The 15,554-nt window shown below is 54.4% G+C and carries 10 protein-coding genes and 1 pseudogene; 8 read left to right on the top strand and 3 right to left on the bottom strand.

Annotated features, from left to right (window positions below):
- The first annotated feature begins 7 nt into the window (after positions 1-7).
- Together DB48_RS05960 and DB48_RS05955 are read left to right on the top strand one after the other, a co-directional pair.
- A pseudogene (locus DB48_RS05960) lies at positions 8-2,106 on the top strand (MtrB/PioB family decaheme-associated outer membrane protein).
- Positions 2,107-2,478: 372 nt separating this feature from the next.
- Positions 2,479-3,642: a sugar diacid recognition domain-containing protein gene (locus DB48_RS05955; protein WP_041509368.1), complete on the top strand. Its 1,164-nt coding sequence runs from the start codon at positions 2,479-2,481 to the stop codon at positions 3,640-3,642.
- On the opposite strand, the gene DB48_RS05950 is transcribed toward DB48_RS05955, so the two are convergent.
- Positions 3,639-5,318 (bottom strand): RluA family pseudouridine synthase, encoded by a 1,680-nt coding sequence (locus tag DB48_RS05950; RefSeq protein WP_041509367.1) that lies wholly within the window; start codon positions 5,316-5,318, stop codon positions 3,639-3,641. The two genes, DB48_RS05955 and DB48_RS05950, sit on opposite strands and share 4 nt — an antisense overlap.
- A gap of 257 nt (positions 5,319-5,575) precedes the next feature.
- A complete protein-coding gene (locus DB48_RS05945; RefSeq protein ID WP_041509366.1) occupies positions 5,576-6,547 on the bottom strand; it encodes a TDT family transporter in 972 nt (323 codons plus the stop codon).
- A gap of 185 nt (positions 6,548-6,732) precedes the next feature.
- Here DB48_RS05945 and DB48_RS05940 point away from each other — a divergent pair, with 185 nt between their 5' ends.
- Together DB48_RS05940 and DB48_RS05935 are read left to right on the top strand one after the other, a co-directional pair.
- Positions 6,733-7,629: a LysR family transcriptional regulator gene (locus DB48_RS05940; RefSeq protein ID WP_041509365.1), complete on the top strand. Its 897-nt coding sequence runs from the start codon at positions 6,733-6,735 to the stop codon at positions 7,627-7,629.
- A gap of 321 nt (positions 7,630-7,950) precedes the next feature.
- A complete protein-coding gene (locus DB48_RS05935; protein ID WP_235375351.1) occupies positions 7,951-8,742 on the top strand; it encodes a DUF4344 domain-containing metallopeptidase in 792 nt (263 codons plus the stop codon).
- Between the two features lie 325 nt (positions 8,743-9,067).
- Here DB48_RS05935 and DB48_RS05930 read toward each other — a convergent pair whose 3' ends face one another.
- On the bottom strand, positions 9,068-9,457 hold the full coding sequence (locus DB48_RS05930; protein WP_041509364.1) for a universal stress protein: 390 nt from the start codon (positions 9,455-9,457) through the stop codon (positions 9,068-9,070).
- 452 nt (positions 9,458-9,909) lie between these two features.
- On the opposite strand from DB48_RS05930, the gene DB48_RS05925 reads away from it, so the two are divergent.
- The 4 genes from DB48_RS05925 (at position 9,910) to panP (ending at position 15,539) form a co-directional block, all read left to right on the top strand.
- Positions 9,910-10,713, top strand: coding sequence for a gamma-glutamyl-gamma-aminobutyrate hydrolase family protein (locus DB48_RS05925; RefSeq protein WP_052813673.1), 804 nt, complete (start codon positions 9,910-9,912; stop codon positions 10,711-10,713).
- 263 nt (positions 10,714-10,976) lie between these two features.
- The gene (locus DB48_RS05920) at positions 10,977-12,335 is read left to right on the top strand and encodes a GntP family permease (protein ID WP_041509363.1); all 1,359 of its coding nucleotides are present in this window, start codon (positions 10,977-10,979) and stop codon (positions 12,333-12,335) included.
- A 105-nt stretch (positions 12,336-12,440) separates the two neighbouring features.
- Positions 12,441-13,586: a glycerate kinase gene (locus DB48_RS05915; protein WP_041509362.1), complete on the top strand. Its 1,146-nt coding sequence runs from the start codon at positions 12,441-12,443 to the stop codon at positions 13,584-13,586.
- A gap of 312 nt (positions 13,587-13,898) precedes the next feature.
- Positions 13,899-15,539, top strand: a complete 1,641-nt coding sequence (gene panP, locus DB48_RS05910) for a pyridoxal-dependent aspartate 1-decarboxylase PanP (protein WP_041509361.1) — start codon at positions 13,899-13,901, stop codon at positions 15,537-15,539.
- Positions 15,540-15,554 lie beyond the last annotated feature (15 nt).

The following is a 15,554-nucleotide window of genomic DNA, read 5'->3' as shown; positions in this document are numbered from 1 at the left end:
CGAGAAGATGAAATTCAAACTCAATGTAGTCACCCTCGCCCTTATCGCTAATGTCGGCATCGCGATTCCCGGCATGGCAATGGCCGAAGGCTATGGCATTCAAAACGCCAACACGGAAAAGGTGAAGTTCGACAAGTGGGCCTGTAAGCGCTGTAAGATTGAGACCGGCGTCAACGGCACCGTTGGTATCGGCGTTGGTTATAACGACAGCGACGACATCCGCTCGGCCAATGCCTTTGCGGCCGAGGACGAGTTTGCCGGTAAGCTAGACGCCGATGTGAGCTACATCAGCGAATCAGGCTACCGTGCCAGCATAGAGGCACAAAACCTCGGCATGGAAAACGGATCCTTAGATCTTGAGTCAGGTAAGGTGGGACAGCACAAGCTGAACCTCAACTATCGTCAAATTGCCACCTACAAGACTGACAAGGCGATGAGCCCTTATCAGGGCGTAGGCGGAGATAACCTGACGCTGCCCGACAACTGGCAAACCGCAGGGTCAAGCCAGGAGATGAGCGAGCTATATAGCAGCCTTAACCCACTGGAGCTATCGCTCAAGCGCAAGCGCGCCGGCATTGGCTTCGAGTATCAGGGCGAAGAGCTGTGGAGCACCTACATCAACTACCAGCGCGAAGACAAGACCGGCCTCAAGCAGGCATCGGGCAGCTTCTTCAATCAATCTATGATGCTGGCAGAGCCTGTGGACTACACCACAGACACGGTTGAAGCAGGCATCAAGCTCAAGGGCGACAACTGGTTTACCGCTCTGGCCTACTCTGGCTCGAGCTTTAAGAATGAGTACAGCCAGCTCACCTTCGACAACGCCTTCAATCCAACCTTCGGCGCCCAGACTCAAGGCACCATGGCCTTAGACCCAGACAACGAGGCACACACAGTCTCGCTGATGGGCCAATACACGGCAGGCAGCACCATCATGAGCGGCCGCGTGCATTATGGCCAGATGAACCAGGATCAGGCGCTGGTGACCTCAGGTTATGTTTACACCACGCCGGTCGAGGCCGTGGATGCCAAGGTCGACATGAAGGGCGCTAACCTTAAGGTCGTGTCTCGTCTCAACCGCACGGTTCGCCTTAACGCCAGCTATGACTATAGCGACCGCGATAACAAGACCAATGTGGACGAGTGGACCCAGATCAGCATCAACTCCACCACAGGCAAGGTCGCCTACAACACCCCTTATGACTTCACGTCACAGCGGGCTAAAGTGGCGCAGACTTCCGCCTGAGCCGAGGCATGAAGCTGGATGCGGGTTACGACTTCCGCCGCGACGAGCGTAGCTATCAAGACCGCGAAACCACAGATGAAAACACGCTATGGGCTAAGTTCCACCTGAGCGCGTTGGACAGCTGGGATATGTGGATCAAGGGTAGCTATGGCGAGCGCGATGGCTCTACGTACCAGGCCTCTGAGTGGACCTCAAGCGAGTCAAACAGCCTGCTGCGCAAGTACAATCTTGCCGATCGTAAGCGCACCATGGTCGAGGCTCGTATCAGCCACACGCCAATCGATGCGCTGACTATCGACTTCGGCGGCCGTTATGCCCTGGACGACTACAACGAGACCCAAATCGGTCTGACCGAGTCGAAAGATATCAGCTACGACATCAATGCCAGCTACCTGATCAACGACGACATGATGGTGAATGCCTTCTACAATCGTCAAAACATCGACTCAGAGCAGGCAGGCAGCACCAACTTCGGCGCGCCTAACTGGTATGGTCTGGTAGAAGATCAGGTCGATGTGATCGGTGCCGGGTTTAGCTACAACAATCTGTTAGAGAAGAAACTGCGCCTGGGCGTGGACTACACCTACTCAGATTCAAGCAGCAACACCCAGGTACAGCAGGGTCTCACCGGCGACTATGGTGATTACTACGCCAAGGTCCATAACATCAATGTCTACGGCCAATATCAGGCCAGCGACAAGATGGCACTGCGTCTTGACTACAAGATGGAGAAATATGAGGACAATGACCCAGGTAACAGCATAAACCCAGACGGGATCTGGAACGTGGTCGGCTTTGGTTACAACAGCCATGACTACAATGCCCACCTGATCATGCTGAGCATGAGCTACAAGCTCTAATTGGTAATTATCTAGTCGGTAATTATCTAGTCGGTAATTGCCCAGCTAAAAACCCGCGCCTGTCGCGGGTTTTTTTATGCTTCATGGTTATACCAATCGTAATAACTAATTGATCGTGCTAGCTCGTTAAAACACTTGCCAACTGCATTAGCATTAGCATTAGCATTAGTACTAGTATTAGCATTTTCAATTGTAGAATTAATACTTATCTAAAATCCTGCTTGGTCCTCAAACGTTTTTCCTGCGCTATTTCTGATCACATACTCACTGTGACTGGTATTCTTCGCCATCTCGCAAAAGCGCCCTCCCAGACTTTTGCCCATCGGGCTTTTGTCGTAAGCTCAAGCCACAACCCTTTGCCGACCCAGCGCCTTGTACTTTCTCGACAATCAACTCGCCCAACAGATAGTGGATCGCACCATGGCGATCATCGGCCACAACATCAATGTGATGAACAGCCAGGGAGTGATCCTCGGTTCCGGCGAGCCCCACCGTATCGGCTCCACCCACGAAGGTGCCCTGCTGGCCATCAGCCAGAACCGCACCGTCGCGCTCAACAGCGCCAGTGCAGCCAGTCTGCAGGGGGTCAAGCCCGGCATCAACCTGCCGCTGCACTATCAAGGGGAGATCATCGGTGTCATCGGCATCACGGGTGAGCCTGAACAACTGATGGCCTTCGGTGAACTGTTGAAGATGACCGCCGAGATGATCGTCGAGCAGGCCAACTCCCTGGATGTAGCCCAGTGGCGTGCCCGTCAGCAGGAGGAGTTTATCCTGCAGCTGATAAAACCCGAGGGGCGTGATCTCAACCACCTTAAGATCTGGGCCAAGCGTCTGGATATCGATCTCGAGGTGCCCAGGGTCGCGGCGGTGCTGCGCATCAACGACGATGGCGGTGACGAGCTGGCCAACTCTCAGCTCAAGACGGTGCTGCACCTGCTGGAGACCCCCTCCCGGGGCAATCTGATCGCCATGACTTCGATGACGGAGCTGGTGATCCTCAAACCCGCCTTCCTCGACGGAAAGGCCTGGAGCGCCGAGGCCGAGAGCCTGCGCATCGACCGCCTGCTAAAGCGTCTGCCTGGTGAGCTAAGCGCCCGACTGAAGATCGCCCTGGGACACTACTTCCCCAATACCATGGACATCAACCGCTCCTATCAGACGGCGCTGGAGACCCTGAATTTCGGCCAGCAGCTGCAACCCGAGCGAAGCAAATACCTCTATGAAGACCATGCCCTGCTGGTGATGCTCTCCGGTCTCAAGCATGATTGGCGCGGCGAGCAGCTGCTCAGGCCCTTTCAGCGCCTCATCGACAAGGATAAAAACGCCCTGCTGCGCAGGACACTGGCAAGCTATCTGGGGCATTTTGGCGATCAGCAGGCCTGTGCCAAGGCGCTGTTTATCCATCGCAATACCCTAAGGTATCGCCTGGATAAGATAGCGCAAATCACTCAAGTGGATATTCACAAACTCGATGGCCTGTTACAGCTCTACCTGGGTCAGGTGCTGCTGAGCCGCGGCCAAGAGGAGCCCTAGAAGTCGGGAGCGCAGCTAAAGCTCACCCGCTCGCCGCTGATGGGATGGTTAAAGGCCAGATACTGGGCGTGCAGGTGCAAGCGATTCGCCTTAGCCCCGTAGAGATCGTCCCCTATGATGGGCATCCCTAAGCCATCCTGATGGGCGCAGTGCACCCTGAGCTGATGGGTACGCCCCGTCTTGGGAAACAGGGATAACAGCGTCGTGCCCTCGCCTCGGGAACTCACCTGCCAATAGGTATGGGCGTGTTTTCCATGCTCGAAACACACCAGCTGACGCGGCCTGTCATCAAGATCCACCCTAAGCGGTAACTTTATCTCGCCCTCATCCCCCTGAACCTCGCCCGCCACCTTAGCAAGATAATGCTTCTCCACCGTGCGGCCGATAAACTGCTGCACCAGTGCGGTGTTGGCCTCACTGCTCAAGGCTATCACCATCAGGCCAGAGGTGGACATATCCAGCCGGTGCACAATCAGCGGCCCGGTTGCCTTGGGAAAGGCCTGGCGCATACGGCTGTAGACGCTATCGCTCACATGCTTGCCCGGTACAGAGAGAAACTCCGCCGGCTTGTTGACCACGGCGATAGCCTCATCCTGGTATATGATGGAAAGCGCTTTACCCTCGGCCGGATTATTAAGCAGTGGATTGTCATCCAGCGCCACACCGCTCAGCATATGGGCTAAAATCGGCTCACACTTGCCGTGGCAGGCACCATAGAACTGCTTGTGTTGTTTCACCTCGGACTTGGGCGAGGCTCCCCACCAGAATTCTGCCATGGCAATGGGTTTAAGGCCGTTTTCGAAGGCAAACTGCAGCAGTTTGGGGGCGGCGCACTCCCCGGCTCCGGCAGGTGGCAGCCCCTTGGGGGACGCGCTAAACAGGCTGTTGAGGTCCTTAATCTCGCCAGCCTGATTCAAGAACTGATACTGGGCAAACAATCTACGCTGTAACGCGCTCGACTGGCTGGCACGTTGCTGTTTTAGGGCCTCAATCTCATCGCGTAACTCGCTCAGCCGAGTAGCACGCGCGGCGATCTGGTCATCCCACTCAAGATTTAGCTGCCTGAGTCTATGCTTCTCGGCCACACTCTCACGGCCAAGCTGTTGCTGCAGGGCCTCTAAGGCCTGGGCATCGAGCCCTTGCCCCGCCTGACGTCTGGCCTTGCGCGACTTGCGATTCTCGATGATCTCAGCCCTCATCTCGGCCACGGCCTGCTCTTTGGCGCCGTTGAGTCCCTTAAGCTCAACCTCTAACGCCGCCAGCGCCGGGGCATTCTGTAAGGCCTCAAGCTTTGTGGTCAGTCGATTGATGGCCAGCTGCTCGCCATGAAAAAAGCTGTCCTGGGTGAGCATGTCGAACACAGGCGGCACGAAGCCCGGCAGTAGATTCTGCTCGGCTAATTTGCCGGAAAAGGCCTTAAGATAGCCAAGCTCGCATTCGCGGTTTTGCACCACCAGCACACCAAACATCTTACCTATGGCGCCGCCACGCTGCCCCGTCAGGCCGAAGTTGTGTTGCCACTCCCCTTGATGCTCGAGATGCGCTTGCAATTCATTCGCCGCCAACACACACAGTTCGTGGGGCTCATAATAGAAAGGAAAGGTAAACCGCTCAGGCAGCGTGATGCCCTCGACCGAGGTACTAAAAGGGGTGAAACATTGCTGGGCTGAATACATGGTGTCTGACATTTTGAGTAAATATGGCTATCGGCTGGCCCAATGAAGATGAAAGGCCCGTTCTGAAAGCGGGGATTTTACGCGCTCACGGCGGTGAAGTCATGCCGCTAAGATTTTTTTTTGCCCTATGAGGCCTGTTAAGAGGGCTTAGTTTGTATGCTAAGGCGGTGGAAAAATTTCAGGCGATGGCGTCCTTGCCGGCAAGGCTAATTCAGTATTATCTTCGGTCATGACATGATACTAAACTGGTTGTGACACTAAACAGGTTGTGACACTAGGCACGGCTGAATCACCAGGTGATTGATGTATTTCAGTGCGACATAAGAGACCACCACAGTCGCGACCATTAGCTCGAGTCCCGCCAGGTTTCGCACCTGCTGTACATAATGAGACTGCATTCCCTCGAGTACCATCCAGTTTGCCATCTTAAACAGTGCGGTACTGCCGATCACCATGGGGAAAGTAAAGGCCGCGTAACCAGGGCTAAAGGGCAGTCTCAAGAGTTTATAAAACGCCAGGTAGATAATAGCCGTCATCAACACGGCGATACCAAACAGCAGGGCGATGGTCACAGGCGATGGCGTGGCGGTGACGGTTAGGTAGCCTGCCAGCGAGAGACTGGCCGGCGCCGCCAGAATGGCCATGGTGGGTTTCGCCGCATCCGGCACCTCATGGGTAAACATTAAGCGATAGATCATCAAAGGCAGCATCACCGCATAGGCCAGCATACCGAAGATAAGCGCGCCCTGTGCAATGGGAGCCAGTACAGTCGTGCCCGAGAAAGAGACATCTGCAACAATGATGCCAACAGGTGGCACAAACCAGCTGGGTACCATGTGGTGCAGCTCAAAATCTTTAGCCCTGTGATAAATGAAGCTAACCAGGAAGACTATGTGTAGTACCACAGCCGCTAACCACAGGCCATCGCCGGCTAGCGGATAAAATTGCCCCAGAGAGTTGGATATCACCATGGTCGCCATCGAAAATGTCGGCACGACACTGCCGACCACAGGATGGGCAAGGTCCTGTCTCAGCAGATGATTATGAAAGAAAAACTTAATCGTCAATATGGCAAGCAGGACGCTGGCAATACCTGCGCTAATCCACTGGCCATAGCCATTGAGTTCGGCAAAGTTTTCCCAGCACCAGCCTAAGCTGGCGATGCCCAGCGCCAAGCCCGCCATAGGTGTGGGTACGCCCATTACTGCCTTTTTCGTTCTTTGAATCATAACAATCTCAATCAGGTTCGTTTCTCTACAGCAATAATACGCTTGCCTTTTGTTCTGTTATATCTAATTATTTATAACGAGCGTTCAGAATAACTAAACGTAAAGGCACTTATACCTAAGTGCTAATACCTAGGCGCTAACGCCCAAAAATAAGTACTCAAACATAAGCACCCGAGCAGCAAGCCATGGCCAGTCACATCTCACTCAAACAGCTGAAGGTGTTTAGCACCCTCACTCAACACAAGACCCTAACCGCGGCGGCGGACAGCCTGTTTCTCTCTAAGGCTGCCGTGAGTATGGCGCTGGCTGAGCTGGAGAAGCAGCTCGGCCACCACCTATTCGATCGGGTCAACAACCGCCTGCTCCTCAATCAGGAGGGGCACAAGCTACAGCCCCTGGCCGATGAACTCCTTAACAGGGCCAGCGATATCGAGCATCTCTTTAGCGATGCACAAGCACTCTCCGGCCAGCTTCGTATCGGCGCCAGCGATACCCTAGGCAATCAGGTGGCCCCTTATCTTCTAAGTGACTTTCGTCGTCACACCGGGCATGAGCGGCAAAGCCTGTTTATCTCCAACTCGGCCGAGATCTGCGACAAGCTTGTCGACTACGAACTGGATATCGCGCTGATCGAAGGAAAGATTCAACACCCGGAACTCGACGCAACCCCTTTCAGCGCAGATGAGATGTGTGTGATCTGTCCACCGAATCATCCCCTGCCGGCTAATGTCGAGATCCCGCTAAGGGAACTGGAAGTCAGTTCCTGGATCCTGCGCGAGCCTGGCTCGGGCTCACGGGAATTCTTTGTGCGCCTGATTGCCCCTAGGCTTGAGCAATGGCACGAGGCCTTCCAGCTCAATAACACAGAGGCCCTGATCAACTCGGTCTCGGCCGGCCTCGGCCTGGCTTGCCTGTCACGTCTGTCTGCCGAACCGGCAATTCGTGACGGCCGAGTCAAGGTACTCAAACTGCCGCTAAACATGAGCCGCCGCTTCTGGTTGCTGGTCCACAAAGAGAAATACCTCAGCCCGCTGCTGAGAAGCTTCATCGATTTCTGCCATCAATGGCAGCGGGAGCATTAACGGTAGGCTAATGGCTCTCACCAATTTTAAGGTTTATTGGGGAGAGTTGTTTTGATCTAAGTCGCTGTCTAGCAGAGTGAGGCTGGCTTTCGCGGCACTAAAGGGATCTGGGTAGTAGGTCTAGCTAAGTGGTGATAAAGCCATGCTTTGTGCCCAAACTGCCACAGAGAAGTGCATGACTGAATTAACAGATCTCAAATAATAGAATCAAACTATCTTGGCTTATGCACACCTAAAGGTGCAAAGTATAGGTGCAACAAGTAAAACAAATTCGCGCCACCGGCGCGCCAATTTAGGCGTTTTGCCCAACAAGGAATTAAGGTGAATATCATAAAATCGCTAATGCTTGCTGTCGTGAGTACTTGCATCATGGCCAATTCTGCCTACGGCGAAGTTGGTGCGCGCCTCGAGTACAAGCAACCTGGCGATATCACGCAAAAGACAGTAAGAGATGAACTCATTGCCTCTGGCGCCGTTGACACTGCCGTGCTGTTTATCAATGAACACTTCAAGCTTAATCAAGCTGTCGTCATTTCCTTTGGTGGAAATGATGGCCCGCTGTTTGATGCACAGAGCAATAGCATCATGATTCCCTACACTTTCATTGATGAGGTTAGGCACAGATTCGAGCAAGCAAACTACGATAAGACGGGGGTCACTTCAGAGCAGGCCACGGAAGACGCCCTGCTGCATACCATATTTCATGAGTTGGCCCATGCCCTGATATACATGTACCAGCTACCAGTGCTGGGAAAAGAGGAAGATGCCGCCGATGCGCTCGCGACTACGCTACTGATCGAATTTTTCGATAATGGTCAGGAAATTGCGCTAAGTTCGGCCGATCTATTTGATCTGGAAAGTGATGACAGAGACGTCCTTGAAGATGAAGACTTTTGGGATGAGCATAGCTTAGACGATCAGAGATATTTCAGCACCCTATGTCACATATACGGCAGTGATCCTGACAAATATGCAGCCATAGTGAAAGAAGGATTGTTGGGGGAAGAGAGGGCCGAGTTATGCATCGAGGAGTATGCTGCCATCTCACAAAGCTGGCTCACCATACTAAATACTTATATCACGGATAACAAAATCGATACGCCCCGACAGTAACAAACGAGCAAGCCTCGAACGAGCAGTTCTAAGATAGTTAGCCCTTGCTCCTTGGAAGTTAGTGATTGGTTTTTTTGCGCCTTACCCGATCGCCCCAAAAGGCGAAAAATCAATACAAAACAATGGCTTTCAAAAAACATAACAATCCCTTACAGGAGAACCCACTGGGATGTGTTCGAATCACATCCCAGCTTATCTGACAATTCTATATCCATGACTATTGACTGTAAGCCCGAAGCTTTGCTCTACTCGCCGTGCCAAGAAAGCGTTTGCACGACCTCGCCGCACAGACGATAAATGCCCTTCACCGTTAAACAGACCAGGGCTAGTGATCCAGATACACCACAAGAAGATCGGCCTCGACGGCATTGGCCACCTTGGGTAAAGAGGAAAACAGGCTACTAGAGAAATTATGATGGTGGCCGCAAACCAGCAGATCGATATTGTGTTCCTTGGCAATCCCCGCCAGTTTCATATGCAGGTCGCCTATCACCACTAAGGTTTCAGCGATGGGGTAATCGCTCAGGGTTGCTAAAATTTGCAACTTCTCCTGCAGTTCAAATTCTTCCTGTGGGGTGATCGCTACGCTGTCGACATCGACGAACACAAATGAAACCTTACTATTGCCAGCTTTAGCCAGTGAAACGGCCTTGTCTATCACGGATTGGCTAGACTCAGACAGATCGACCGCAACCAAGATATGCTTGTAACTCATAACGGCTCTCCTTGTTAAAGGATAAATGATTACCTTAAGTCTAGCAGCGTCACACCTAGCCGCTTGACCCGCAGGCTAGCCCACTCTGGCCAAGCTCTCATTCAGGCCAAGGTCTCACCCAGGCCAAGCTCTCACTCAGACCAAAGTATCACCCAAGCATACCTATATGGCCCCACTAATTGCGCCAAGCGGTAAAAAGTCCAACTCCTCCAACCTCCCTAAGAGTGTAATTAATTACGCCCAAAGCGTTTGACATAACGAACACTCATGGGCAGACTGTTGGTCAACAAATGGGCTTTTTCACATTTTGCTATCCTTAAAAAAGGCCTGATAGCGAAAACAAAGCGCTAATACTAAGCGCAAATGCCCATTGCTCAGGACATTAGCCGCAGAGTAAGGCTACCGACACGTCACGCATCGGGTGACAGACAACGCGACCAAACGGGTGATCTATGCCAATAACACAGACAACAAGTGCTAAGAAATCCAAGCCTCTCATCTTGATGACCATGGGCCAGCAAGACAGAAACCAACATCCCTACCAGGTGATGACCCACAAGTATATGCAGCCCATTGTGGAGATCGCCGGGGCCGTCCCACTGCTGATGCCCACCTGTTTTGGCGTAGAAGATGTGGACCGCTACCTGGACATGGTCGACGGGGTTTATCTGTCGGGCGCAGGTTCCAATATCGAGCCCAGCCTCTATGGTCAGGAAAACCTCACCCCGGAAAAGAGTCAGGACGTGAACCGAGACATAGTCGATCTCGCCGTTATCGAGGGTGCCCTCAAGCGCAAGTTACCCATACTGGGGATCTGCCGTGGCATGCAGGAGCTTAACATCGCCCTGGGCGGCACCCTGTATCAGAAGGTCTACAGTGAGCCCGGTTTCGATGATCACCGCGAAGATCCACAAACCCCCAACCATGTTCAATATGGGCCGAGACACGCCATCGAGACGGTACCCGGTAGCTGGCTGGCCAAGCTGATTGGTGACAAGACCATGGTCAACTCCCTCCACGGCCAGGGGATCTGTACCCTTGGCAAGGGGCTAGAGGCCCTCGCCTATGGCGAGGATGGCCTAATCGAGGCGATCCATGGCCCAGACTATGGCCAGTTTATCCTCGGCGTACAATGGCATCCCGAATGGCAAGCCAACGACAACCCAGATTCCGTCAAGCTATTTCAAGCCTTCGGCAGCGCCTGTCGCGGCGAGGCCTGTTGGCAATCGGCCAACGACGACAAATTAACCGCCTAATCGAACAAGCTCAGTCGGTCATTTTGTGATCTAGACCGACTTTATTCCTCCCCCCTAACCGATATTGGTGCAAACGCACAAATATCGGTGCTGCATAAGTAAAATATTAGGAGGCTGGCACGAAGCCAGATTGTCCTATTCTCCGGATAATAGTGCCAGCCTGAAAACCCTTTGCTCCAGCACTAGGAGCGAGTTAACGGGTCATCGCTAGATCAAACCAACAGATCACAGCCAATAAATATAACCCAATACAGGGACACCCTATGAGCCTAGTACTGATCTTGATCGCCGTGATAGCCTTCATCGTTATCGCGACATCCAAATTTAAGCTTCACCCCTTCCTCACCCTCATTCTCGCCTCCTTCATCGCCGCCTTTGCCTACGGGCTACCCAGCGCCGATGTGGCCAAAACCATCACCTCCGGCTTCGGCGGTATCTTAGGCTATATCGGCCTGGTTATCGTGCTGGGTACCATCATAGGTACCATACTGGAAAAGAGCGGCGCGGCCATTACCATGGCCGATGTGGTGATAAAGCTGCTGGGGAAACGCTTCCCAACCCTGACCATGTCGCTCATCGGCTACTTGGTTTCTATCCCGGTATTTTGTGATTCTGGCTTCGTGATCCTCAACTCGCTCAAGCAGTCCATGGCCAATCGCATGAAGGTCTCCAGCGTCTCCATGAGTGTCGCCTTGGCTACCGGCCTGTATGCGACCCACACCTTCGTGCCACCGACGCCAGGGCCTATCGCCGCCGCCGGTAATCTGGGGCTGGAATCTAACCTCGGGCTGGTCATAGGCGTGGGCATCTTCGTCGCCGCCGTTGCCGCCCTCGCGGGGATGTTATGGGCCAACCGCTTTGCTAACGTCGAGCCCGACGGTGAAGGCGCCGAAGCGCTCCAAAGCAATGTGGAAGATTTTGAAAACCTCAAGGCCGCCTATGGCGAGTTACCCAGCCCGGCCAAGGCATTTGCCCCTATCTTCGTGCCAATCTTGCTCATCTGCCTGGGCTCCATTGCCAAGTTCCCCTCACAGCCATTGGGTGACGGCACCCTGTTCGATATCCTGGCCTTCCTGGGTCAACCAGTTAATGCCCTGATGATAGGTCTTCTCCTCTCTCTTAGCCTGCTCAAGAGCCAGGATAAGATTAAGGAGTTTAGCGAGCGCATCAGCCACGGCTTAGTTGTCGCCGCTCCTATTCTGTTGATCACGGGTGCCGGTGGCGCCTTCGGCGCCGTACTTAAGGCCACCGAGATTGGCAACTTCCTCGGCAGCTCGCTCTCGGCGCTCGGCATAGGTATCTTCATGCCCTTTATCGTCGCCGCAGCACTGAAATCGGCCCAGGGCTCATCGACCGTTGCCCTGGTGGCTACCTCGGCTCTGGTTGCCCCCATGTTGGGCGATATTGGCCTTGCCAGCGACATGGGCCGAGTGCTAACCGTGATGGCCATTGGTGCCGGCGCCATGACAGTCTCACACGCCAACGACAGCTTCTTCTGGGTGGTGACTCAGTTTAGCCGCATGAGCGTGAAACAGGCCTACAAGGCGCAAACCATGGCCACCCTAATCCAAGGTGTGACCGCCATGCTCCTTGTCTACCTGCTGAGTCTCGTCCTACTCTAAGCTAATCAGACCGGCGCCAAGGGGCACAGCCTGGGCGCCGGACAACCCAGCTCATTTATTTCAGATTTTGTAATGTATTCATCCCTCTTCACACAGGAAGCCTGCATGAAAATAGTCATCGCGCCCGATTCATTTAAAGAAAGCTTGAGCGCCATGGAAGTCGCCACCGAAATAGCCAGGGGCTTTCGTGAGGTGCTTCCCGACGCCGAATATATCAAGCTGCCGGTCGCCGACGGCGGCGAAGGCACGGTGGAATCTATGGTGGATGCCACGGGCGGCAGCCTGGTCGAGCTTAAGGTCACAGGCCCCCTGGGCAGTCAGGTGGATGCCCACTATGGCCTGCTGGGTCAGGAAGCCCCCGGGCAGCGCACCGCCGTGATTGAGATGGCCGCCGCATCTGGTCTGCACTATGTACCATCTATCTTGCGCGATCCCTTAGTCACCACCAGCTATGGTACGGGCGAGCTTATCTGCCACGCCCTCAACAGCGGCGTGACTCACCTTATCCTCGGCCTGGGCGGCAGTGCCACTAACGATGGCGGCGCCGGTATGTTACAGGCGCTTGGCGCCCACCTATTGGACGTTAACGGCAAGCCGTTAAGACCCGGCGGCGCAGCACTGCAACACCTTGCCAGCATAGATCTTAGCGGCCTACATCCAAGGCTTAACGCGGTGCAGATTGAGGTCGCCTGCGATGTGGACAACCCCCTGTGTGGCGACAAGGGGGCATCGGCCATCTTCGGCCCACAGAAAGGCGCCGATGAGATCATGGTTGCCAGACTGGACAAGGCGCTGGGCCACTTCGCCGATATCACCGCCAACGCGGGGCTTGAGGAGTGCCGCGACATGCCAGGCGCCGGGGCCGCCGGCGGTATGGGCTTTGCGATGCTGACCTATCTACAAGCCAAGCTCAGGCCCGGCATAGATATCGTCATGGAGACGGTGAAACTGAGCGAGCATCTCGAGGGTGCGGATCTGGTGATCACGGGCGAAGGTCGCCTCGACAGCCAGACCCTGCATGGCAAGACCCCCATGGGCGTTACCCGTGAGGCCAACAAGCTGGGAATACCTGTGATCGCCATCGCTGGCTGCGTCAGCGATGATGCCAATGTACTGTTGGAAAACGGTATCGACGCGCTCTTCTCGGTGACGCCAAGGGCCATGGCGCTGGAGGAGGTGCTGGCCAGCGCCAGCCATAACCTCTATAGCTGCGCGGTCAATGTCGCCCGTCTGTATCGCCTGGGACGTTAGCCACCTTAATTAAACCCCAAGCGCCCTGAGGCTCACTCGACTCAGGGCGGTTTACGCTCTTGTTAAGGGCTATATCCCATCTGGCTCAAGGCTGTGCCGATTTTGCTCAAGGCCGTTTCAAATTTGGCTCAAGGCTGTTTCCAATCTGGCTCAAGGCTGTTTCCGCTCGGGCTGACGGCTTTACGCCCTGCCCACCAGCCATTTCACTTTTCCCCTTGATGCGGTATAAAGCTTACAGTAAAGTTAGCTCCCTTTTTCGATCGCCTGTTTTTTTCTATTTTAAAACAGACACAAGTTAAGCGACGCGCCTCGATGACATCAAAACAGACACGACAAGCGACCGCCTCAGAAGAGGCCTTGATGCGTATTTTCACTCTGCCCGAAGCACCGAATTCGACCCTGGGTAAGATAGAGAAAAACCTGTCGGAAAACCTGATGGGCTTCCTCAAAGAGAATATCGTCGCCGTCGAGAAGCCACTGAGCGAGATCGAAAAAGATTTTCAGGCCTATCAGATCCCAGCGGCTCCCAGCTTCGTCTCCGACTATGCCGAGCAGATGATGCAGACGCTTATCGCCCACAGCGTACACACCTCTGCGCCCAGCTTTATCGGTCACATGACCTCGGCGCTGCCCTATTTCGTGCTGCCGCTGTCGAAGATGATGGTGGGACTGAATCAGAACCTGGTGAAAATAGAGACCTCCAAGGCCTTCACGCCGCTGGAGCGTCAGGTGCTGGGGATGATGCACCACATGGTCTATGGCCAAAACGAGCCCTTCTATGCAAGCTGGATGCACAGCGCCAGCCACTCCCTGGGCGCCTTCTGCTCAGGCGGCACGGTAGCTAACATCACGGCGCTGTGGATCGCCCGTAACCGCTTGTTAAAACCCGATGGCGACTTCAAGGGCGTCGCCCAATCTGGCCTGATGCGCGCACTGCGCCACTATGGCTATGATGATCTGGCTATCCTGGTCTCGACGCGCGGCCACTATTCCCTCGGCAAAGCCGCCGATCTGTTAGGCATAGGCCGCGACAACATAGTGAGCGTGCCCTGCGCGAGCGACAACAAGGTGGATGTGGCCAAGATGCGTGAGGCGGCAGAGCGGCTTGAGGCGCAGAACATCAAGGTGATGGCCATCGTCGGTGTCGCCGGGACAACCGAAACCGGTAATATCGACCCGCTGGAAGAACTGGCGGATCTGGCCGAGAACCTGAATTGTCACTTCCATGTGGACGCCGCCTGGGGCGGCGCCAGCCTGCTGTCTAACAAGTATCGCCACCTGTTAGCAGGCATAGAGCGCGCCGATTCGGTCACTATCGATGCCCACAAACAGATGTATGTGCCCATGGGCGCCGGCATGGTGCTGTTTAAAGATCCGGAATTTGCCAACGCCATCAAACACCACGCCGAATATATTCTGCGTAAGGGCTCTAAGGATCTGGGCAGTCAGACGCTGGAGGGCTCGCGTCCGGGCATGGCCATGTTGGTACATGCCTGCCTGCAGGTCATTGGCCGCGACGGCTACGAGATCTTAATCAACAACAGCCTGGAGAAGGCGCGCTATTTTGGCGAGCTAATCGCCGCCCAGGACGATTTTCAGCTGGCCTCAAGGCCAGAACTCTGCCTGCTGACCTATCGCTATGTACCGGCCAAGGTACAGTCGCTGCTAGCCGAGGCGATAGCGGCGGATGACGCGGCGCGGGTGAGTGAGATCAATACCCTGCTGGATGGCCTGACCAAGTTTATCCAGAAGCGGCAACGCGAACAGGGGAAATCCTTCGTCTCTCGTACCCGTATCATTCCGGCAAACAACCTGGAGCAGACCTCTGTGGTATTTAGGGTGGTTCTTGCCAATCCATTGACTAGCAACGAGATATTGCAGCAGGTGCTGGATGAGCAACGCGAAATTGCCAAGCTGGATACCCGCTTCCTGCCTAAGCTGCTGGCCCTCTAGTTTTCAATAGCTCAA

Origin of the sequence: Shewanella sp. cp20 (assembly GCF_000832025.1) — a bacterium.
GTDB lineage: Bacteria > Pseudomonadota > Gammaproteobacteria > Enterobacterales > Shewanellaceae > Shewanella.
This window is presented reverse-complemented; position numbering and strand designations above follow the sequence as displayed.